Below are 22,471 nucleotides of genomic sequence, written 5' to 3'. Positions count from 1 at the left end.
CTCATGACTCATGACCTCCTCGTGGTCGGCGCCGGCATCGTCGGCCTGGCCCATGCCTGGGCCGGCGCGAAGCGCGGCTGGCGCGTCGTCGTCGTCGAGCGCGACGCGGCCTGCATCGGCGCATCGATCCGCAACTTCGGCTTCGTCACCGTGACCGGCCAGCAGCGCGGCGCGCACTGGGCGCGGGCGCGGCGCTCGCGCGATCTGTGGGCCGAGCTCGCGCCCCAGGCCGGCCTGCGCATCGAGCACGCCGGCCTGCTGCTGGCCGCGCGCTGCGAGGAATCGGAAGCGCTGCTCGATGCCTTCCTCGCCACCGAGATGGGCGAGGGCTGCGAGCGGATCAATGCTGCCGGCGCGATGGCGCGCCAGCCCGGCTTGCGCGCTGAGGGGGCGTCCGGCGATGGCCGCCTGCTCGGTGCCCTGGTCAGTCCGCATGAACTCCGCGTCGAATCGCGCGACGCGATCCCGCGCATCGCCGCCTGGCTGGCGGAGCAGCACGGCGTCGAGTTCCGCTTCGGCGAATCGGTGCTCGAGGTCGAAGCCCCGCACGTGCGCACCTCCCGCGCGAGCTATCGCGCCGAGCGCGTTGCAGTGTGCTCGGGTGCGGAGCTGCACGGGCTCTTCGCCGATCGATGGACGCCGCACGCCTTGTCGCTGTGCCAGCTGCAGATGCTGCGCGTGAGACCGCCGTCGGGCTTCCGGCTGAACGCCGCGTTGATGGCCGACCTGAGTCTCGTGCGCTACGAGGGCTACTCGGCGCTGCCCGAGGCGCAGCCGCTGCTGCGGCGGCTGTCCGCGGAGCGCCACGACGCGCTGGCCCACGGCATCCACCTGATCGCGGTGCAGAGCGCCGACGGCACGCTGGTCGTCGGCGACTCGCACCACTACGGCCCGGTGCTGCCGCCGTTCGCGAGCGAGGCGGTGGACCGGCTGGTCCTCGACGAACTGCAGCGCCAGCTGGCGCTGCCGTCGCTGGAAGTCGTTGAGCGCTGGACCGGTGTCTATCCGGTCAGCGCGACCGCGCCGTGCCTCGTCGAGGCACCGGACGAGCGCACCCGGCTCGTGATGGTCACCAGCGGCACCGGCGCCAGCACCGCGTTCGGATTGGCGGAAGAGGTGCTGGCCGGCTGGTAGCTCATCGCTCCTTCAAGCTCTCGCTCCGGACCCGCTCCAGCGGACTCAGCAGGAAGCCGATGACGCGCCGGCTCCCGGTGCGCACTTCGGCGCTGAGCGCCATGCCGGGACGCAGCGGCACGCGCGTGCCGTCGATCTCGATGTCGCGCGCGTCCAGCGTCAGCGTCACGGCGAAGCGCGGCCCCAACTGCTCATGGTCGATGGCGTCGGCGCTGACCCGCGTGACCGTCGCCTGCAGCGTGCCGTGCCGCGTGAACGGGAAGGCCTCCAGCTTGATCGCCGCCGCGTCGCCGACGCGGACGAAGCCGATGTCCTTGTTCTCGAGCATGACCTCCGCCGTCACCGGCGCGTCGTCGGGCACGATGACCATCAGCGCCTGCGCCTCGGTCACGATGCCGCCGGGCGTGTGGATCGCCAACTGCTGCACCGTGCCGGCCACCGGCGCGACCAGCCGCGTCAGTTCCTCGCGCCGACCCGCCTTGCGACGCTCCGCCTCGATCTGCGCCAGCCGCGTGGCGGCCTGCTCGCGCATCGTGTGCCAGCGCTGGCGGACCTCGGCGATCAGCGCCGCCCGGGTCGCCCGGGTCTCGGTCAGCGCGGCGTCGGTCTCGCGGGATCGCGCGCGCTGGGTGTCGAGTTCACCGCTCAGGTCCAGCCGCTCGCGCCGCCGGTCCTCCCACGCATGCGTGGAGGCGAAGCCTTCGCCCGCGAGCGCGCGCAGGTCCTCTTCGCGCCGCGCGGCCTGCGGCAGCGCCGCCGCCAGCCGCGTCGCCGCGGCGAGGGCGGTATCGCGTTCCGCACGGCGCCGCTCGGCCTCGGCGTCCAGCCGGTCCAGACGGGCCTGCAGGTCGGACCATTCGGCGCGCAGCATCGCCAGCGCCTCACGCCGCCGCGCGGCGGGCCAGTCGTCCGGCGGCGATGCCTGATCCTGCGCGGTCGTCAGCGAGGCCAGCAGCCGCTCCGCGCGCCAGGCCTCGGCCAGGGCGGCCAGGCGCTGCTCGTCCAGGCTTTCGCGGTCCGCGGCGGGCGAGGTCGGATCGAGCTCGACCAGGGTCTCCCCCGTCATCACCTGCTCGCCGTCGCGCACCCGCACGCGGTGGACCACGGAGCGCTCCAGCGGCTGGATCACCTTGCTGCGCTCGCTGACGACGAGCTTGCCCTCGGCCACGGCGACGATGTCCACGCGGCCCACGAGGGACCAGACCAGCGCGATCGCCGCCAGCGCGATCAGCGCGAAGGCCGTGCGCCGCGGCGCCGGATGCAGCGGCGTGTCGCGCACCGCCAGCGCCGCGGGCAGGAAGGCGGCCTCCTCGGCGTGGCGCGCCGGTCCGACGAGTTCGCGGCGCGCGGCCCACGCGGCGGCGAGCACCTCGCGGTGGCGGCGCAGCATTTCCACCGGCGCCGCGATTCGATGCGACAGCGCGGCCCCCAGGTCCTTCAGCCGCTGCACGTACTTCAGGCGCTTCATCCGCGAGGCCGCCGCCGCGTTCCATCGGGCATTCCAACGCGGGCTCATGCGCGTGCTCCCGGTCCGTCCTGCATGGACCACAGGCGCCGGTACAGGCCGTCGGGCACCTCCAGCAGCTCGTCGTGCGAACCCTGCTCGACGACGCGGCCGCGTTCCATCACCACGATGCGGTCGGCGTGGCGCACGGCGCTCAATCGGTGGGCAATGATCAGCACCGTGCGGTCACGGCAGATCTGCGCCATGTTCCGGTGCAGCACGGCTTCGCTTTCGTAGTCGAGCGCGCTGGTGGCCTCGTCGAAGATCAGGATGCGCGGGTCGGTGAACAGCGCCCGCGCGATCGCGACACGCTGCCGCTGGCCGCCGGACAGCGAGCCGCCTTGTTCCCCGACGATCGTGTCGTAGCCTTCGGGCAGTTCGCTGATGAACTCGTGCGCGCCCGCCAGGCGCGCGGCGCGCACCACGGCCTCGATGGGCGCGGCCGGGTCGGCGATGGCGATGTTCTCGCGCAGCGTGCGGTTGAAGAGCACGTTGTCCTGCAGCACCACGCCGATCTGGCGCCGCAGTTGCGCCGCGTCGATCAGGCCGCTGTCGACGTCGTCGATCAGCACCCGGCCTTCCTGCGGCAGGTGCAGCCGTTGCACCAGCGTCGTCAGCGTGCTCTTGCCGCTGCCGGAGCGGCCGACGATGCCCACGACCTCGCCGGCGCGGATCGCCAGGTCGACGCCGCGCAGCGCCGGCGCGGCCTCGGGCCGGTAGCGGAAGGTCACGTCGCGCAGCGCCACCGCGCCGCGCAGCGCGGGCAGCTGCGCGGCGCTGGCCGGCGGCGCCTCGGTGCGCGTGTTCAGGATGTCGCCCAGCCGCGCCATCGACAGGCCGGTCTGCTGGAAGTCCGTCCACAGGTTGGCCATGCGCATCACCGGTTGCGCGACGTGCTGCGCGAACATGTTGAAGGCGACGAACTGGCCCACCGTCAGCGCGCCGTCCATCACCTCCTGCGCGCCCCACCAGAGCGTCGCGGCCTGCGTCAGCTTGCCGACCAGCCCGACGCCCTCATGGCCCCAGGCCCCGAGGTTCTGCGTCCGGAAACTGGCCGAGACGTAGGCCGCCAGCTGCTTGTCCCAGCGCCGCGCGAAAGCGGGCTCGAGCGCGCCGGCCTTCACCGTCTGGATCGCGGTCACGGACTCGACCAGCATGGCCTGGTTCTCGGCGCCGCGCGCGAACTTCTCGTCCAGCCGCCGTCGCAGCACCGGCACGATCAGCACGCTCAGCAGCACGTAGCCGGGCAGGCTCGCCAGCACGATCAGCGTCAGCGGCACGCTGTAGAGGAACATCACCGCGATGAAGACGATGGAGAAGAACAGGTCCAGCACCACGGTCAGCGCCTGGCCGGTGAGGAAGGCGCGGATGTGTTCCAGCTCGCGCACGCGGGCCACCGAGTCGCCCACGCGCCGCGCCTGGAAGTAGGCCAGCGGCAGCGCGGCCAGGTGACGGAACAGCCGCGCGCCCAGCTCCACGTCGATGCGGCTGGTCGTGTGGCTGAGGATGTAGTGGCGCAGGCCGGAGAGCAGGCTCTCGAACAGCATCACCACGACCAGGCCCACGACGATGACGTGCAGCGTGGACAGCCCGCGGTGCACCAGCACCTTGTCCATCACGACCTGGAAGAACAGCGGGTGCGCGAGCGCGAAGCCCTGCAGCACGAACGAGATCAGCAGCACCTCGCCGAGCAGGCGCCGGTGCTTGACGAGCGCGGGGATGAACCACGAGAAGTCGAAGTGGGCCATCTCGCCGACGAGGCTGGCGCGGCTGGCGACCAGCATCATGTCGCCGTTCCAGCGCGCGAGCAGCGCCTCGCGGGTGAGCTTGGCGGGGCGGCCGGCGTCGACGGCGGGATCGGCGATCAGGGCCTCGCTGGCGCCGAAGCGGCCCAGCACGACCGGGTGCACGGGGGCGTCAGGCGGATCGCCGTCGTCGCGCAGCCAGATCACTGTCGGCAAGGGCACGCGCGCGAGCCGGGCGGCGTCGCCGCGCAGGCGGCGCGCCTTCAGGCCGAGCAGCCGCGCGGCGCGCAGCAGGTCGTCCGGCCCGACGGGTTCGTTCGGCCCGAGGCCGAGCTGGTGCGCCAGCGCTTCGGGTTCTGCGGCGATCTCATGGAAGGCGGCCACCAGGCACAGCGCCGCGAGCGGGGAGACCCGTCGCGGCGTGTGCCCGGGCGTCGGTTGCGGCGGCGCCAGGTGGGGAGGAAAAGTCGTATCGGCCATCGGGACTCACGGTCTCGGGAAAGACGCGTCAGTGCAGACGACCGGGCCTCCGGGTCGGCGATCAGGTCGATGAGGTCGACAACATCGCCATCGCGTCCGGACGGGACGGGGACGACGGCGCGGAGACGCCGCTGACCAGACCGTCCTCGCCCTGCGCGGCGATCTCCTGCGCCAGCACGGCCGCCAGCCGGTCCGAGGTCACGGGCTCCCGCCAGGTCACGTCCTGTAGCCGCTTCGTGCTCACGCCACTGACGCGCGGAAGGTCGACCACGCTCAACCGGTGGAGATCGTTCGCCGCGCGCATGAACACCCGGGCCTCGGCGATTTTCTGTGGCGTATCGAAGCCGTCGATCGGCAGGCTGAGGGATTTTTCGTCACGCGCGCGCCGGAGCACCTCCACCGCGAGCCGCAACGGTGTCAACGCCTCGACGGCCTTCCGTTCCCCCGCCGAGACCTTCAGCCGCGTGAGCATCCCTTCGTACAGATCGGCCACGGCATCGAGGATCGTCGACACCGCCGGCGCCTGCTCGAGGGCCTCGGTGAAGGCCGCCGTCTCGCCGCAGAGCGCCTGGAGCATCAGGTCCGCGATGTCTGCCGAGGCTTGCGGACTCATCGAGGCGGCGAGGTGTTTCGCGATGTCGGCGCGCAGCGGCTCGACGTCCGCCGACGCGAACACGTGATCGCTCCACGTCCTGTACGGGAGCCGGTCAAGCACCAGTCGCGCCCTTTCCTTGTCCGACACGCCGTCGCCGAGGATCTGGAAGACCTCTGCCGGCGCCAGTCCCAGGTGCCGCATCCGACGCATCCAGCCGACGTTGTCGGCATCGAGGGCGGGGCGCGTGTCGCTCAGCGCCCAGGCGATGCCGAGATCCGCGTCGGACAACGCCTCGTCGAACTCGAGGAAGCGGTCGACCAGCGCGGCTGTGCGGATGCCCGCGGCGAGCAGCCCCTCGATGCGCGCGCCGCTGAAATATCGCGTCAGCATGTAGAGGGCGGGCTCCCGGAACACCAGGGGCAGGGGGGCGTCGGTGGTCCAGTCATTCGAACCGGTCCGCAGCTCCCAGGTTAGCGCACCGAATTCGGGTTTCTCCTGCACACTCGCCCTCACGCTGAGCAGACCGGTCTCCCGGGCGGCCTGGATCTCACTCGCGCCGCGAGACCGGATGAGGAGTTCGACATTGTTCGGCGACAGTTCGGGCGCGAGGGGGAGGCCGGAGACCGAATGCCTTCGCCTGAACGGGACCTCGGCAAGATCGGGGGACGGCAGTCGGAATTCATACGGCGTGTCCGACGCGACGGCCTGGAGCATGTCCGCGACCATCGACACCGGGAGGGTGTAGATCGCATGGGTTTGCAGGCTCAGGTGCTCGAAGGTGGATCGCCACCGCCCCATCACGGTCCGGAGAGCCTCGCCCAGCGACGACAGCGCGAGCTCCTGGGTCGCCTTGTCGACCGGTACGTCGCGCAGGGGGCGCGTGCCGGAAGCGTCGCCCGCACGGAGGTGGTGGGCGAGGCTGCCCGCCAGCGGCACCGCTTCGAGCAGCGCCTCGCGGTCGCCGATCGCCGATCGGAGGACCAGGTCGGACAGCCGCCACAAGGCTTCGTCGACCTGGGCCGACGGCGGCCTCCCGATACCCGCGAGCAGGCGCTCCGCCAGCGATCGCTTCACGTCGGGCTTGAAGGGGGCGAGGATGCGGATCTCGAGACGGCCATAGCCCCAGTCGCGGTAGGACAGGTGGCCGATCAAGGCCATCGCCCGCTGGATCGGGCCCGGCACGGACGGACCTTCGGCATCGGGAGACGATGCGAATGAAAGTTCCCGCAGGGGAAAGTCCAGGGTCAGGCCTTGCGCGTCAAGGCCGCCTTCCGCATCGCCCTGCGCAGGGGAGCGGACCGGCATCGACGTCGCGAGCGACGCCAGACGCCTGCCTTCAGCCTGCCCGATGGCGTCCGGCAGGGGCATGTCACCGATGTAGATCCTCTGGTGCGCACCCGCGCCGTGGGTCCCTGCCCAATGGCTCGAGGCCGGGTCGGGTGCGAGGGGCGAGGCGATCGCGACCCTCAGCAGACCGAGGTCCTCGGCGGTCTGCAGGTCGGCGGCGGCGTCCTTCAGCAGGGACCGGATCGCCTCGTCCCGCAGCGATGGGCCTGCTGGGAGAGTGAGCCTCAGGGGCTGCGTCGTCGCGCCGCTTTCCGGCACGGCGCCGAGCGCGGCAAGCAGCAGGAACGAGGGCAGGGTGGCCGCCAGGGCGTCGCGTTCGCCGCCCTTGTCCTGCCTGTTCCGGATCTGCGTGTACAGATCGTCCGCAAGCCGGGCGAAGGTGGTGACGGCAAGATGGACGGCCGCTGTCCGGAGCACCGGGCTGGGCCCCTGGTCCTCCAGCACGCCGTCGATGAGCCTGGCCACCGGCTCGGATCCCCAGGTCGGCGGCGTCGGGACCGCGGCGAGGCCTGCGGGCGTGTGTGCCTCCAGCCGCAGCAGGGCCCGGCCCAATGCGCCGCGATCGGTGCCGGCCGCCGCCAGGAGCAGCAGGTCGGCGACCTCGGCCAGGACCGGCGTGAAGGCGTCGATCTTCAGGCCGTCCTGTCCCTCCTTCAGCCAGTCGATCACCTGCTGCCGGCGAGAGGCCAGCAGGTCGGGTGGGACCGCGGAAGGCGTTCCGGCGCGGTGCGGCAACGATGCGATCAGCAGCCGCATCGTCTGGCTGGGCGACGCCGTGTCGCGGAGGAGCGCCAAGGCGTTCCCGGCTGTCTCGCCGACCTTCGCCATCTGGCGCAGCAGCGACCCGTCGCGCGGGGTCAGGTCGTGCGCCAGCACATCCTGCGCGACGAAAGCCGGCGGCAGCGCGCCGAAGATCCCGCGCAGCGTGACCGCCCGTTGCACCATCTCCTCGGACTGCACGCCCAGCGTCAACAGGGCCTCGGCCTCCCGCCGGTCGTATCCGCCCGCCTGCAGCCGCGTGAGCAGCGGGCTGGCGCCGACCTCAGCCGTCGTGAAGCTCACCTCCTTGAGCCAGAGTTCCCCCGGCAGATCGTGAGGGATGCCGACGATCCGGTAGCGTCGATAGGGGACGCCGTCTTCCGCCGGCACCCAGCGGTCGTGGCGGTCCTGCGCCTGGAGCGTCCAGCCCTCGGTGACGCTGCCGCCGCCCGGGACCTTGCCGTCATGCTGGAGATCGACCTGCCAGCCCGACAAGGCGACGGGATGCATGAAGTCGAACAGGATCGCGCGTTCCTGCGTACCGCCGGAGGACGAGGACACGGCGGGCAGACCCGCCGGCGGCCGCCAGGCGGTCGCTTCTCCCGCCTTGTCGACGCCGTCGACCAGGTTGGCAGGACTGCTGCGGCCGAAGCCGTCGCTCCCGGGCACCGTCGTTTCGCTCTCCGTGACCAGAGCCTTGTCGTTGATCTTCGTCTCGCCCATCGCGTACAGCGACGAGCGTTTGGCGTAGGCGCCGAACCGGGCTTCGGGCCAGTACTTCTCGCGATCGGAAGCGGGCCTTTGATCGCGGGTGCTGAGAATGTTCGAAGAGTCGTAGTACGACCTGGACGCCGGCTTCTCGAGGTCGTCATGCTTGCGGTCGAAGGCCTTTCTGGCGTCCTTCTCGAGCTTGTCGCGCCCTTCCCGGTCGAGCAGCGCCGGCGATTGTCCCGACGCATCCAGCACCATGCCGGGAATGAGGTCGTAACCGATACCGGACAACGGAATGTCGTGCGCCGTGACGAACTTGTTGCCGTTGCCGTCGAGCGCCAGGTAGCGCTTCACCTCGTACTGCGGGACTTTGGTTTCGGGTGTCCTGAAGGCGTCGCTCACGCTGACCTGGATGAGGCCGCCGCGATTGCCCTTGCCTTCGTAGCTCAGCCGGTTGGCGTTGGCGAGCAGGACGTCGCGCACCGGGACCCGCCCGTCCCACAGCTTGCGCAGCACAGCGTGATCGATGACGCCGGCCTGGTGCATGCCGTCGATCCAGGCTTCGTCCAGGGACACGGCGACCATCGCCCGGGCCATCTGCGCCGCCACCTCATCGGGACGGCCTTTCAACTTCAGCGCGACCAGGAGCAGCTCGTGCGTGTCCGCCGTGGTCGCGTGGCCGTTCCCGAACCCGCCAAGCAGGCGGCTGAATTCCCGCAGGCGCGTCGCCGACGCGTCGTCGCCCAGGGTGCCGGCGTACCGGCTCTCGGCCCAGGTCTCGAAGGCGTCCAGGGCGTGCGGCGACAGCCCGCCGCCCACCACGGCCTCCTGATAGGCCCAGGGCCGTCCGGCCGCCGTGAGGCGACGCAGCATCGTGCCATGACGCGCGGCCAAGACCCTCAGGGGGGTGGGGCTGGCGGCGCAGTCGTCCAGCAGCGATGCCGGGGGCCAGGTCTTGCCATCGGCCATGGCGGCCAGCAGCCTGCGCATCCGCCGCACCTGGCCGATCGACGTCGAGCGGACGGCGTTGGCGATGTCGACGGGCAGGCCGCTCATGCGGAGGTAGTCGCGGACGGTTTCGATCGGATGGGTCTTCTCTGGCTCGACACGGCTGTTGTCCAGGTGACGTCTCAATTCGACGACGGCTTCCATCCGCGGCACGTCGCGGATGCCGGCGTCCTCGAACCCGCGCGCCTGGAGGATGCCACCCGGCAGGCCCGCCTGCTCCTGGCGTTCGAAGGCCTCACGCCAGGCCGGGTCGAGGATCTCGGGCGCGAGCCGCAGCGGTGATCTGTTCGGCTGTTCGAGTTGGAAGGCGCCAGCCTCCTGCGCGAATGAAGGGAGATCCTTCAGGATCACCCGGCTGCCCGTCCCGGCGGATTCGAGATCCATGCTGCGGCCGATCCGGCCCGCCTTCGAGACGGAGGTCATGATCACGGACCGGAGGACCGGCGTCGTCGACCATGCGGCATCGACGGCCATCTGCACGACGTGGATGCCGGGCAGCGTGGCGAGGACGTCGCCGTCGCCGTTGCCGCCGTCCGGCCCGTAGACCATCACGCCAGTGGCGTTGATGACCGGCAGGACGTAGCGCCTGCCGCCGAACTCCATGGACAGATGCCGTGCCAGCGGATCCACCGCATGGCGGCGCACGGTGACGCTGCCGTCTAAGGTGTCGATCACCAGGTCGTCCCCTGATCGCCGCAGCCGCAGCGGTGCGGCAGCGAGCTTCAGGACGTCACGGGTCGACGTGAGCGCGGTGTTGTCGATCACGACGTGAGTGCCTTTGGCGATCTCGTAGACGTCGGCCCCGTCGGAGCCGGTGCGATGGTCCGCCGGGACGGTGGGCGTGGCCGTGCTCGTGCTCGTGTTCGTGCTCAGGTTCGTGTTCGTGGTTGTGGTCGTCGATGTCAGTGTCGGTGGCGTTGCGTTCGTCGTCCCGCTCTCGGGGGCGTCCGGTGCCGCGCCCTGCATCCGGCCCTGGTCCGGATCGCCCGGCGCGGGATGGCGCAGCTTGATCGCGGCACGCGCGCCCTTGTCCTGGCTGCCGCGCGCCCACAGCGCCAGCTGGCCATGCATCGCGGCCCAGTCCCGCGTGGCGTAGCCGGGCAGCGTCAGCCGCAACGGGGTGAAGCCGGCCTTCGCGTCGGCGGGCGGGGTTTCGGTGATCACCAGATCGTCGCCTTCGCGGCGGTAGCCCAGGCGGTCGACGGGCAGGTCCAGCGTGACGTCCATGGGCATGGACGTGCGGGGTCGCAGCCTGAAGTCGCCGGCGCCGGACGCGAGGTGGTGGCGCGTGTGGGCCTGGTCGCCGCTCAGCGTCCTCCGGAACGCCGGCGTGGACGCGTCGAGGTAGAGGTGCTTGTCCACCGAGGACGACGACGCCAGCCCCGTGGGCAGGCGGCGCGGATCGACCAGCGTCAGATGGGTGCCGAGCGCGTCCACGATGAAGAGGGACGCCGTTGCGGCAGCGGGCGCGCCAGGCGACGCCGGGGCCGGCGTCGGGGTCAGCGTCGGCAGGGCCGGGAAGAAGTTCTCCAGCCTCAGCTGCACCACGGCGTTCGTGCTGATGATCAGGCAGCGGTCCTCGCGTTCGAAGTACAGGTCCTCGTGCGGCACATCGACCTTGAGGAGCAGATTGCCGGGTCGCCCGCCGGCGAAGCGGAGGACCGCGTTCACGGTGCCGTTCCAGATCGCGGCGTCGTCCGACACGCTGGTGATGTCGTTGCCCTCGCGCAGCACGTAGGTGTTGCGCCCGCCGCCGCCGGTGATGGTGGAACGGCGGGCGCCCACGTCGAAGCGCTCGTCCCCCGGCCCGCCGGTCACGTCCGCCTCGGCGGCGTTCCGGATGGTCACGTTTTCAATCCCGAACAGGGAATGGACCCTGTGGCTGCCCGACGGGAGCGCCGAGCGACCCTTGGCGAGGGTGAGCGCACCGGCGATGGCCTGAGCGCCGACCTTCACGTGCAGGCCGGTGGCGTCCAGGTCCACCTCGTCCTCGCCGCCCTTGCCGTTCACATGCACGCGGCTGCGCCCGTCCAGCAGGAAGAGGTCGCGTTCGCTGCCGCCGTCGACGTTGCCGAGGGCCCCCTGCAGTTCGAACAGTTGCGCCGCCGCGCCCTTGCTCGTCAGCTTGGCGGTGCCGAAGTCGTTGCGCAGGTCGAGCCAGGCTGTTCCGGTACGCGGGGCATCGCCCGCCGATGGCGGCGCCTCCCAGGCGTCGAAGCGGTCGGAGGTGAGCGGCGGATTGTCCCGGGACTGCAGCCCCCGGTCTTGCAGGACGAAAGTGAAGCCGGGATCGTTGCCGGGCACCCGGAAGCTGGCATGCGCGACCTCGTGCTTCCGGCGGGGATACTTCACCGTCCCGTAGCCCGCCTTCGCGAGCTGCTCGCCGCGGAAGAACATGTAGTCCCGACGCGCCTGGTCGAGCATCGACGCGCGCTTCTCTGCGGCCGTTTCCGCGCTCTTCTCGATCTCCGCGCGCCGGAACACGTCGGTCTCGAAGCCGAAGAACTTGGCGAGGCTGGCGCCGATCAGGTCGCCGAGGTCGGTCGACGTCCGGATGTAGTCGCCGAATTCCTCCGTCCACATGAAGCTGCCGACCGCGCCGTTGACCGCGATCATCAACAGGGCCAGCGGCAGCGCGGCTTCGGCCAGCACGCCGGAGACCAGGCCGAGCGCCGTGCCCGCGATGGCCTCGGCGCCGCCGGCGAAGGCGGCGCCGACCTGCACGCCCGCCGACACCAGCGAGGTCGCGGTGAAGAAGGTCATGATGGTCGTGTTGGCGACCAGGTTGCGGAAGGCGAAGCTGTCCGTGCCTTGACCGCTCTTGCGGAACTCGTCCCACTGCAGCCCGATCACGACCAGGCCGAGCGCGGACAGGCCCAGATCGGCGGCGCCGCCTTCCAGCGCCGTGCCGATGGTGGCGAGGGCGGACTCCAGCGTCGTCGCCGCGCGGGCCCCGCCCGACAGCTGCGAGGCCGCGGAGAGCTCGCGCAGCCACTGGCCCACCTTCACCGTCAGCGGCGTGATCACGATGCTGGACGTCTGGGCCGTGAGCAGGCCCTTCATCGCCGCGTCCATGTGGCGCCAGCCCTGCACGAGCTGCGCGGCGCCGATGACCGTGTTCATCACGCCCACGCCGTGGCCGGCGACCGCGTCCGCGATGCCGCCGGACTGCTCGGAGAAAGCCCGACGGACGTCGCGCGCCTTGTCCAGCAGACGTTCCCCCTCCAGGCCCGCGCCGGCGCGCAGGCTGTCGAACACCTCCTCGGGCAGGTGCAGCAGCGCGGCGCCCGCGCGCATCAGGCCGGCGTCGTCGTTGCCGGCGACGAGCGCCTGCAGTTGCGGCTCGATCAGCTGCACGCCGCCGTCGCCGTCCAGGCCCAGGACGCCGTTCTCCAGCAACACGCGCAATGCGCCCTCCGGCGTGATGCGCGAGGTCTCGCCCAGGCCGAGGGTGTCCTCGTCGAGCGTCTGGCGGACCAGTTCGTCCAGATGACGCTCGTCCCGCAGGGCGCTCATGACCGGCACCTCCCGGCCGTCGATGTCGAGCACCTGCCCGGCGAAGGAGTCGGCGAGCAGCTGGTACGCCGGGACGGTGGGGCGCTCGGCCTCGGGCACGGCGTCGATCGCCGTCGCCAGATCGGCTTCGAGCTGTCGTGCTTCGGCGGGATCACTGGCGATGCGACGCAGCCGTGCCAGGTCGACCTCGCCGTCGGCGCCGGTGAAGAGCCGGACCAGCTCCGTCGGCACCGTGCCGCGCAGGACCGCGTCGTACAGGAGCTGCATCTCGGCGGCCGGTCGCTGCCATTGCGTGACCGAGTCCAGTTCGGGATCGACGTACTTGTCGGTGATCTCGATGGCGCCGGTCTCCGGGTTCTTGCGGATCAGCTTCGTGTCGCCCGGCAGCCGGTGCCTCAGCATCAGGCGACCCTCTGCATCGAGGCGGCCCGTCAGCTTCATGATCGCCGTCGGGTCCTCGCCGACGTCGACCTCGACTTCCGCCATATGGACATGGCCCGTCCTTGCCGTCACTTCGGCGTCCCGCGTCCAGATGGCCCCGTCGGTCAGGTGCTGGAAGAACTCGACGGCAAACGACTTCTCCAGAGATGGCGAGTGCAGGTCGCAGGCGACCAGGCTGGCGCGACGCAGGTTGGGCGAGCTCTGGAATCCGTCGCGGAACTGCTGGCCCAGCCCGCGGGCCAACTCGCCCGGCGTCCAGTCGCTCAGGGTCTGCTGTTTCGCGAGCCGCATCACGGAGTGGCCGACCACGTAGATGTCGACCTGGGTCTTCGAGCTTGCCTTGGCCTTCAGCTCGTGCCCGGCGCGGATGTGCATGTTGGGCACATCGTGGGGGGCGGCCCCCCGATCCATCTGCACCCAGGCCATCTGTCCCCGGTACTTCCTCGCCAGCAGCATGGCCGCCGTCTCGCTGTGTTCGTCGCGCCCGACCTGGACGATCAGCTTCAGGGTCAATGGCGCTTCCACGGGCCAGGGTTGCGACAGATCAAACAGCTCTTCGCTGAATGACGGACCGCTCCGGCCCGGCGTGGCGCGCAGGGGTCGGATCGCCGATTCGACGCCGTCGGGATCGACGACCCAGGACGCGACGCCGGTGACGTCGTCGACGTCCGGCGTATCGCTCGACCGCCGGGCGACCACCGTCTCGTTGACGCTGAACTCGCCGTTGCGCAGGCTCATGAGGCGCGGCAGGTGTCCCAGGGCATGGGCGAGGTCGGGCGCCACCAGCGGCGTGGTGTCGAGGTGGCGGATGATCAAGGCCTCCGCGGTCCGGATGTCGGCATCCTGAAGGGCCATGGCGGCCAGTTCGCTCCCGCCGTCCGATCGGTAGGCGCTCAACGGGTCGACCTGCAGCACCGTGTCCAGACGCGTGGCCGGATAGTTCACCCGGATCAGGCCCGTGGCGCGGTCCAGTCGCTGGCGCACCATCGGCGCCCGTTCCACCAGCGCCGCCAGCGGCCGGTCTTCGGGCAGCAGGTCCAGAGACTCGGGTCGGGTGGCCGGTGTCTCGTCGGCCAGGTAGCCGGAATACTTCCGGAACTGCGTCTCGAGCACCCTCATCGTCCGGCCGTACGTTCGCCTGACCTGTTCCACCCGATCGGGCGCAACGTCCTGAAGCAGTCGCTCGACCGTCGCCGCATCGAGCGCATCCCGATGCAGAGGCTGGACGCCGCCGTGCGTCAGGATCTCTGCCTTGATCGCGTCGAACGTCCACGTCCGCTCATGCTCTCCGGCGCCGTGCAGACGCTGGAGGCGCCCCCGGATGTCGTCGGCCAGTGTCTTGAGGGTGGTGGCTTCGGTCGAGCCGGCGGGGGCTTCGGTCTCCCACCGCCGCAACGCTTCCTCGGCCTCCGCCAGCGACTGCTTCATCTGGATCACGTCGATGGCGATCGTCTGGGTCCCCAAGGTGGACCAGTAGACCGCCCCCTGCCGGATGCCACGCATCATGGGGGGCAGGGCTTGCCCGATCAGGGCGTCCGTGAAGGGCGCCTCCTGGACGTGGACGTCGCGCGCGCCATGGCGGCGGGTGGCGGGGAGACGGACGGCCTTCTGGGGGCTCCATCCTTGCCCGGTCGGTCGCGGATCATCGAAGGTGATGGCGACCACCCGGTTCAGCGCGCCGACGTCCTGCAGATGGCGAAGCGCCGTGCGGGCACGGAAGAGCTCGATGTCCCTGGATTCCTGCCAGGCCGAATGGTCCTCCGGCCTGATCCGGGAGAGGTCGACATAGAGCGTGCCGTCGGTGGCCGCGGCACCGGCGACGGACTTGAGCAGGTCGCTGCGTCCGTAGATCCTGTGGTCGATCTCCCGGACATTCGGACCGGCGGCGAAGACGCTGTCCCGGGCCGCCACGAGCGCGTCGATGAACACGGCGGATCCGGTGCTGATCCTGACCCAGTCGTCGCGCACGGTCGGGTTCAAGGTCTCCTTCGCCAACTGCGAGTCGTTCGCGCGGGCCCGCCAGGCGATCGGCGAGTCGTAGGGCCGTTGGTTGACGGTCAGGCCGAGGACGGCGTCATAGGCCGGCAGCAGCAGCGACATGTCGAAGAGCACGCCTTGCGTGATCTGGTCGACCACCGGGCGCAGCCGGGTCAGCAGTGCTTCATCTTTCAGGCCCAGCTTGGTGGACAGCCGGTGCAGGATCGCCGTGCGCATGGCGACGGCGCGTTGACCGTCGTCGACCTGCCAGGAGAAGGGCTCTTCCAGCGGAATCTGCCCGAGCACCGCCAGGGCCTGGCGCACGCGCCGGGTTTCAAGGGTCAGTTGTTGCGGCGTCAGCCGGGCCGCGGCCCTCGCCGCGGCCGCCGCGGGGTCGACGTCCAGGGCGGTGTCGAGCGCGGCGGCGGTCTCCGCCTCGGACAGGCGATCCCGGAACTTCTCCGAATACTTGGCATTCGCGAAGAGTGGACCTCTTCGATCGAGACGCACCCGGGTGACGAAGACGCCGTCCCTCGCGCGGTTCAGCGCCCGGTGTTCGCCGAAGGGCAGCGTCCATCGCCGGGTCAGCGCGGGGCCGTCGGCCGCGTCGGCGGAGAACAGCACCTGACCCTGGAAGGTGGTGAGGTCGTAACGGGTGTCGGGTTGGAAGGACTGGGCGAAGGTCCGCGAGAAACGGTGGCGTGAATACGGCGATTCCAGATCGCATGCCAGCAGCGTCACCTTCCTGGCCACGGGGCGCGCCGCGCCGAAATGCTTGTCCAGGACCCGGTCGATGGACGACGACAGCCCGGTGCCGTCGTAGCCGCTCAGTCGGCGCGACTGATCGTCGCCGGTGGAGCCTTGCCCGATCACGACCAGCTTGACGGGGTTGTGGCGGCGCGTCGCGCCGAGCAGGCTCGCGCCCGCGACGATCCGGGACCCGCCCTGGCGGTCCACCTGCAACCAGAGCACGCGCCCCCGGTCGTTGACCTGCGCGGCGTGGCGCAGGCTGGCCTCCAGCGCCTGCGGCGAATCGTCCATCTGCAGGACGATGACCCTCAGATCCAGACGCGCCCGCTTGGCCGTCGGCCCGGCCGACAGCAGGTCCTGGCCCGTCAGGGCCCAGCTGGCGGACAGCCGCCTGTCGGGCGCCAGGGTGTCGCGCCATTCGGCGACCGGGCGGGCGAGCGACTCCGGGGAGGCGCCGACGTCGTCCGCGAAATGGCGGTAGCGCCGGATCTCCGCGTCGTTCGGCACGAGCGTGCCGTCCTCCAGCCGCTCGAACAGCGGCGGCGTGAAGCGCAGGTTCTTCTGACCCGCCCGCACCGCCAGCAGATGGGGGCCATCCCAGGACATGCCATGGGGCAGGCGTCGCGACACCGCCCCCTTGCCCACGACATGGGCGATCGCCAGGTCCAGGTCCATCGCCGAGGCGCCGATGGCCTGCGGGTCCTGCAGGGCGAACTCGAAGTAGTGGGTCTTCCCGTCCCGGACGACGTCCAGGCTCACGGTGCCGGGGCGACGAGGCTTCTGCCTGTCCCGCGCGGTGGGGAAGGTCGAGCGGTAGGAGCGGCGCCAATCGTTCGTCCCGATCAGGTTGAGGCCGGGCAACACATTGTCTTTGCCGTAGACGTGGGACTCCGCGGCACCCTGTCCAAGGATCTCATGCAGCGGGCTGCTGGAGACGTGGCGGTCGTCCTGCGCGCGCCAGACGCCGTACCGGCGCGAAGCTTCCGCGGAGGAGGTGCACAACACCCTGCCGATGACGCCGCGGCGCGAGAGGTCGCGCAGGACGGGCTCCAGGTCGGCGACGTCCTTGGCGATCGCCTGGCCGATCGTGTCGCCCGGGTCCCGTCCCGCCGTCAGGCCGTCGACGTCGATGTGCAGGTCCGCCCCGTGGCGCGCCGCCTCCACCGTGTCGAACAGGAGCTTCGCCCGCATGCCCGCGCGGGATCCGGGGACGGACGGCGCGCCGTGCTCGTCGGAAAGGGCGTCCAGGAATGAGACGGTGTCGGCCTTGGACCAGACCTGCCTCCGTCCTGACGTGGCCGCGAACCTGCGCAACCGGGCGTCCAGGTCCACCAGGCTGTAGATCTCGTCGCCGAGGTCGTACAGGGGCACGACGGCCGTCGAGGGAGGAACCAGCCCGCAGGATGCCAGCGCCGCCCAGATCCGTTCGCGGGTCGGGAAGGGTATTCCCTCGCGGCCTCCGATCCAGGACGGCATGGGCCGCGTCGGTTGCCACTGTTTCAGGAACCACGCCTCGATCATCACGTCCGTCGCGAGGAGGCTGTCGCGGAGCGGACCGCCGTCGACGGCGGTCGTCGCGGGACCGGCGGTCTTCGTGTCGCCGTCGCCCACCGGATCGCGGCTGCCCCCGGGCCGAGGGCCGGTGGCCGGTCGCGGGAGGGATGCGGTCGTGCGGTCGGTGTCCTGCGGGAGATCGATCGGGGCCGTGACCTCGGTGTCCTGCGTCGGATCGGCCGCCTCCATGACGCCGATTTCTTCCGTGTCCCCGGCTGGTTCCGTGGCGTCGGTGTCCTCCGCACGGTCGATCGGATCCGTGGTGTCCGGGCCCGATGTCGACTCGACGACGCTGAAGTCACCCTCGGCGCCGGTGTCCGTGTGGGACGGCGCGGCGAGGCCCGTCGGCCGCGGACGGGGCGGTGGCGTGTCGCGGCGGCTGGCGAGCACGTCGCCTCCGGCGCGCAGGTCGTGGCCGTCGTAGCTCAGGTCCGGCGGCAGGTCGACGAGCTTCAGCGGCTCGGCGGACGGGAAATGCCGCACGGTGACGAAGACGTCCAGCTCCCGCAGCGCGTGGTCCTGCTGCCAGGTCTTCGCCGGGCCGGACTCGGCCTTCACGGGCAATTGCCAGGTGACAGTGGTCGGGCCCTGCGTGAGATGGACGACACCGGCGGCGCGATCCAGCTGTTGCGACACCCCCGGCGCGATGTGGCGCAGCAGGGGCAGCGGCTGGGTGTCATCGACCTTCGGCCACGTGCCGCGCCCGTAGGCGGCCTGCTGGGCGGGCGTCGCCGCGGCGGCCGCTGCCTTTTCCGTGAGCGTTACCAGCCTGTCCGCGTAGGTGCGGGCCTCCGTCCTCACGTCCTGCTGGTGGATCTCCTCGCGGATCGCCCGCGACCCGGCCACGCGGCGGGACCACATCGCTTCGTCCATCGCGGCCCACCGGTCGGCGGGCGGCTCCCCGATCAGCGTCTCCAGTTCGTCGCCGATGTCCTCGACCTGCTCCGTGATGCGGTTCAAGGCGGCGTTGTCGTCCTCGTCGTCCTCGTAGGCCCGGCTGTCCAACTCGCCCACGAACGTCTGCCACTTTTCCAGCAGGTCCTCATCCTGGAGCACCCAGACCGTCCCGGTCGCCGGCTTGACGCCGGCCTTGGCCCATCGTCCGGCGAGCAGGTCCTCTTCCGTCGTCCAGCGGTCGCCCTCGGGACGCCAGTCAGGACCCTCGTCGGAAGGGACGAGCCTGGCGACATAGCGGACCGGACCGATGACGCCGGTGGCCGTCATCACCCGGAGCTGGTCGCGCAGGGACAGCACGAGACCGGCATAGCGGGTGGACGCGGGATCCATGACGTAGGGGCGTTCCAGCGCGTTCCGCAGCCGTTCGACGTTCAGCGTGAGCGGCGTGTCGAGGGCGGAGGACGTCAGCAGGTCCGCCATGAAGCTGGCCAGCGGAAGCCCCGGCATGCCGCTGATCGACGCATGCCGGGCGTCGGGCAGGCCCGCCAGGAAGCGGTCGGCGCTCGCGTGCAGCTTGCGGAAATCCTCGGCCGCCTGCTGGCGCAAGGTCGCCGGATCCAGATCGGTCCTGGCCGCGCGGACGATCAGGTCGTAGGCGCGACGCAGCGTGGGCACGGACGCGTCCAGGATGCCGGACAGGAAGGTCTCGGCCACGGGGCGCATCGACAACGGGCGGTTGGCCTCGTCGAAGCTGCTGCTGAAGGGCTCGAGACCGAAGGCGTCGATGAGCGCCGTCTTGTCCTGCTCGGTCAGGCCGACCGGTGCGGGCAAGGCGGCATTGGCCGTGTGCAGCAGCGAGGTGATCACCTCGACGCGGCCGGCGCCGCCGTTCGGCGGAGGCGCCGCGGCGCCGGCCGCCTCCGGGAGGCGTGGCGCCTGGAGCGGCGACTGCTCGAAGCGCCATCCTGACTGGGTGCTGTGGGCGATGACGCGGTGCTTGTCGACGAACTTCCCGTCGGCCAGCAGCAGGTTCGCCGGCAGCGCGTCCAGGTCGGCCGCACCGGCGCGCGCGACATGGGCGGACACCAGCAGGTCGAGCTGGCGCAGTTGCGAGTCGGCCAGCGCGACCTGGGCCGGGGACTGTCCTCCGTAGGTGAGGTGGGCATAGCCGCGGGCGCCCCGCGAGGTCCAGGCGAGTCGCACCACCCCGGCGTTCCGGTCCAGCGTCTGCTGCACGCCGGGAGCCAGCGCCGCCAGGATGGGCAGCGGGCGGGCGTCGTCGGTCGGTGTCAGCGCCGGCAACACGGTGGGCATCCGGGGGGCGAGGCCCTCGGTGGGCACCAACCGCCACTGGGACCGCAGCCCGGGCATGTCGTCCGTCGACTGGAAACTGGCGCCGATCGGCCTCCAGGGGCCTTCGCTTTTCGGCTTGGCCGTGGTCCACGCGACCGGTCCGACCAGTCCCGAGCGCTCGAGTCGACGCAGCACGTCGTACAACTCGAACACGACACCGGCGGCGAAGTCGCTCTGGGGCGGTCGGCCTTCCCGGTCGAACAGGTACATCTTGTCGACGTCGAGCGGGAGGCTCGTGCCCGGCGGCGCGTCGATGGCGGTGAGGTAACGCTCGACCAGCGCGTGGGACGTGGAGAGCCGGAGGTCGGGGCTCGCATCCACGACCCGATCCCAGACCAGCTGCGTGAGTGCGGTGAACTGGGCCGAGGTGTTTGCCAGATGGGCCGGCGTCCGCAGGCGCGACGGATCGGCGGCGTCGAGCAGGGTGAGGTAAGCCTCTCGTGCATGCAGCGGCGAACCCAGGAGCAGGGCGTCCAGTATCTGGGCGCACGCCGTGTCCAGCGCGCTGTTCGGCACCTTCTTGAGTGGGAACGACACCGAGCGCAGGCTGAGCAGCTCCGGAAGCAGGTCCTTGCGCAGGGTCGCGGCATCGGCGAGCGCCAGGTCCCACGCGCCGGTGACCGTCTGGAACGCCGCCGCGATCGTCGTGGTGCGCTGCTCGATGGTCAGCGCGCCGGTGGGGTCCGGCGACCAGCGGGAGCGCATCGTGTCCGTGTCGCCGCTCTTGACGGCGCTCGCACCCGTGCTCTTTTCCTTCTGCCGGCCCGCCGTCGAGTCGGGCGCCGGATCGGAGTCCGACACCGTGTCAGAGTCGGCGCTGGAGATCTTCTCGAACGCGGGATACCGCCCCGTGCCCGAATCCGGCTTCGGCGCCGCATCGGTCACCGACTCCGTCTCCGAACCCGATGTCGAATCGGAGCTTGCATCGGATGTCGATTCGGTCGCTGGCGTCGGCAGCGCCCATGGCCGCGGAACGGCGGAGGGCCTGAGCGGCGGGCCCGCCAAGGTCGTGGCGGCGTGGACGGCCGCGAGGCGCTCGGAGTTGGCGCCACCGACTGACAGAATGCCTTTGAACAGGCTCAACACCTCGGGGACTTCATCCAGCGACCGGACGTCGTCGCCGCGCCAATGGCGGCGGATGATCGCCACGTCCATCTGACGCAGCGACCTGGCCTGCGCGATCCGGTCCGCGCGATCTCCGGGCGTGAGCAAGGGCTCCACGTACCAGACCCGCTTGCCGGCCGCCCCGAGGTCGAGCGTGACCTCGCCCAGGAAGCGATCCAGCCGTTGACCGACCTCCGGCGCCAGCGCGGCCAGCAGGGGCAAGGGGCGTCGGGGCGTCGCGGGCTCCAGCACGTGCAAGCCGAGCTCGGACTCCCGTACCCACCCGCCCTTCAGCAGGCGCGGGAATTCGGTCTCCGTCACGGCTTCCAGAAGCCCGATGAGACGGCCGATCTCAGGCGCCAGCGTGGCGTCGGCGCGAAGCTCCGCGATCAACGCATTCACCTCGGCTTTCCGGGCTTCCCAGGCCTGCGGTCCCAGCACCGCGACCCGCTCCAGCAGCGGCAGCTCGTCCATCTGGTAGATGTCATTGAGCATCTTGTCCGCCAGATCGTCGAGTCGCCTGAGCGCGATCTTCGAAGCGTCGTCTGCGGGCGAGGCGGTGTCCTCGACTTCGACGATGAAGTCGGACCACGGCACCACCAGGGCGTCGCTGAGGGCGTCCCGCTCCTGCTGGACGATCAGGTTCTTCACGGGATCGAAGAAGCAGTCCGCCAGCGCGTGGTCCGCGCCGGCGGCGGTGGTCGCATGGCCGCCGTCGATGGGCGTCCAGACGATGCTGTCGGTCCCGGTGCCGGAAGGCTTGGCCGCTGCCGCATACCGCAACGGGCCGATGACGTCGATCACGCTCAACTGGCGCAAGCGTTCCAGCGCGGCCAGCCGCAGGCCGGCGCGCATCCGCAGGGACGGGTCCAGGCCGACGTTGCGCGCATGGCTGAGGTCATCCAGCCTGATCGTGAACGGTCGTCCGGGACCGATCGATTCCAGCATCTCGCCAAAGAAGACGGCGAGCTCGCGACCCCGGACGGTCTGGGTGTGGGCCGTGGCGTCGGCCTGCATCACGAGCAGTTGCGCCGCCTTGTCGACCAGGTCCCGGAAGACCTTCGTCGCGCGCGCACCGGCGCCGTCGCTGCCCCGGTGCGCCTGTTCGGACTCGAGCAGCGCGGTGTGGACCTGACCCATGGCCAGCGGCTTCTCGTCCAGGATGGCGTTGAGCAGCGCCTTCGACAGTCGGCGCAGATCGACGGAGTCCAACGGTGCGTCGATCGTCGACAGGTCCGCGCGTCCGAACGCATCGACCAGTCCGGTCCTCAGCGGGTCCGGCAGCGCCTCGTCGTCGGGCCACGAATCCGTGAGCCGATCCAGCATGACCGCGATCACCGCGCCACGGCGGCGATCGGACGGTCGCGCGGCGGCCAGCGGCGGTGCGGCGCTGCCGGCTGACAACACGTCCGCCTCGGCGGACGGAGCGACGGGGTCGTGGGGAGCGGGGAGGGGATGTGTCATGGCGGCGTCTCACGCGAAAGAGTGAAACGCCTCAGTGAATGACGCCTGCGGGGCGGCATGACACCCTCCGCCGGCATGGCCGCGTCTTCAGCCGCTGGCAGGCCGCCTGCTTCGCGCCTTGCGCCGGCCGCG

Annotated in this window: 4 protein-coding genes; 1 reads left to right on the top strand and 3 read right to left on the bottom strand. The window is 70.9% G+C overall.

The annotated features are described in order from the left end of the window. Positions 1-3 precede the first annotated feature (3 nt). Positions 4-1,134, top strand: a complete 1,131-nt coding sequence (locus tag AC07OZ_RS16050; protein WP_495468091.1) for a TIGR03364 family FAD-dependent oxidoreductase — start codon at positions 4-6, stop codon at positions 1,132-1,134. A gap of 1 nt (position 1,135) precedes the next feature. On the opposite strand, the gene AC07OZ_RS16045 is transcribed toward AC07OZ_RS16050, so the two are convergent. The 3 genes from AC07OZ_RS16045 to AC07OZ_RS16035 form a co-directional block, all read right to left on the bottom strand. Next, on the bottom strand, positions 1,136-2,650 hold the full coding sequence (locus AC07OZ_RS16045) for an HlyD family type I secretion periplasmic adaptor subunit (RefSeq protein ID WP_495468090.1): 1,515 nt from the start codon (positions 2,648-2,650) through the stop codon (positions 1,136-1,138). Then, positions 2,647-4,863, bottom strand: a complete 2,217-nt coding sequence (locus AC07OZ_RS16040; protein WP_495468089.1) for a type I secretion system permease/ATPase — start codon at positions 4,861-4,863, stop codon at positions 2,647-2,649. Before AC07OZ_RS16040 ends, AC07OZ_RS16045 begins: the two co-directional genes overlap by 4 nt. A gap of 61 nt (positions 4,864-4,924) precedes the next feature. Next, the gene (locus AC07OZ_RS16035; RefSeq protein ID WP_495468088.1) at positions 4,925-22,339 is read right to left on the bottom strand and encodes a C80 family cysteine peptidase; all 17,415 of its coding nucleotides are present in this window, start codon (positions 22,337-22,339) and stop codon (positions 4,925-4,927) included. Positions 22,340-22,471: the final 132 nt, after the last annotated feature.

This window comes from Roseateles sp. GW821-FHT09G03, assembly GCF_059416045.1.
Note: the sequence above shows the minus strand (reverse complement) of the source record. Positions and strands in the feature narration are given on the sequence as shown.

Coding starts and splice junctions, on each gene's coding strand:
- AC07OZ_RS16050 (WP_495468091.1), top strand. CDS start 4: ATGACTCATGACCTCCTCGTGGTCGGCGCCGGCATCGTCGGCCTGGCC.
- AC07OZ_RS16045 (WP_495468090.1), bottom strand. CDS start 2,650: ATGAGCCCGCGTTGGAATGCCCGATGGAACGCGGCGGCGGCCTCGCGG.
- AC07OZ_RS16040 (WP_495468089.1), bottom strand. CDS start 4,863: ATGGCCGATACGACTTTTCCTCCCCACCTGGCGCCGCCGCAACCGACG.
- AC07OZ_RS16035 (WP_495468088.1), bottom strand. CDS start 22,339: ATGACACATCCCCTCCCCGCTCCCCACGACCCCGTCGCTCCGTCCGCC.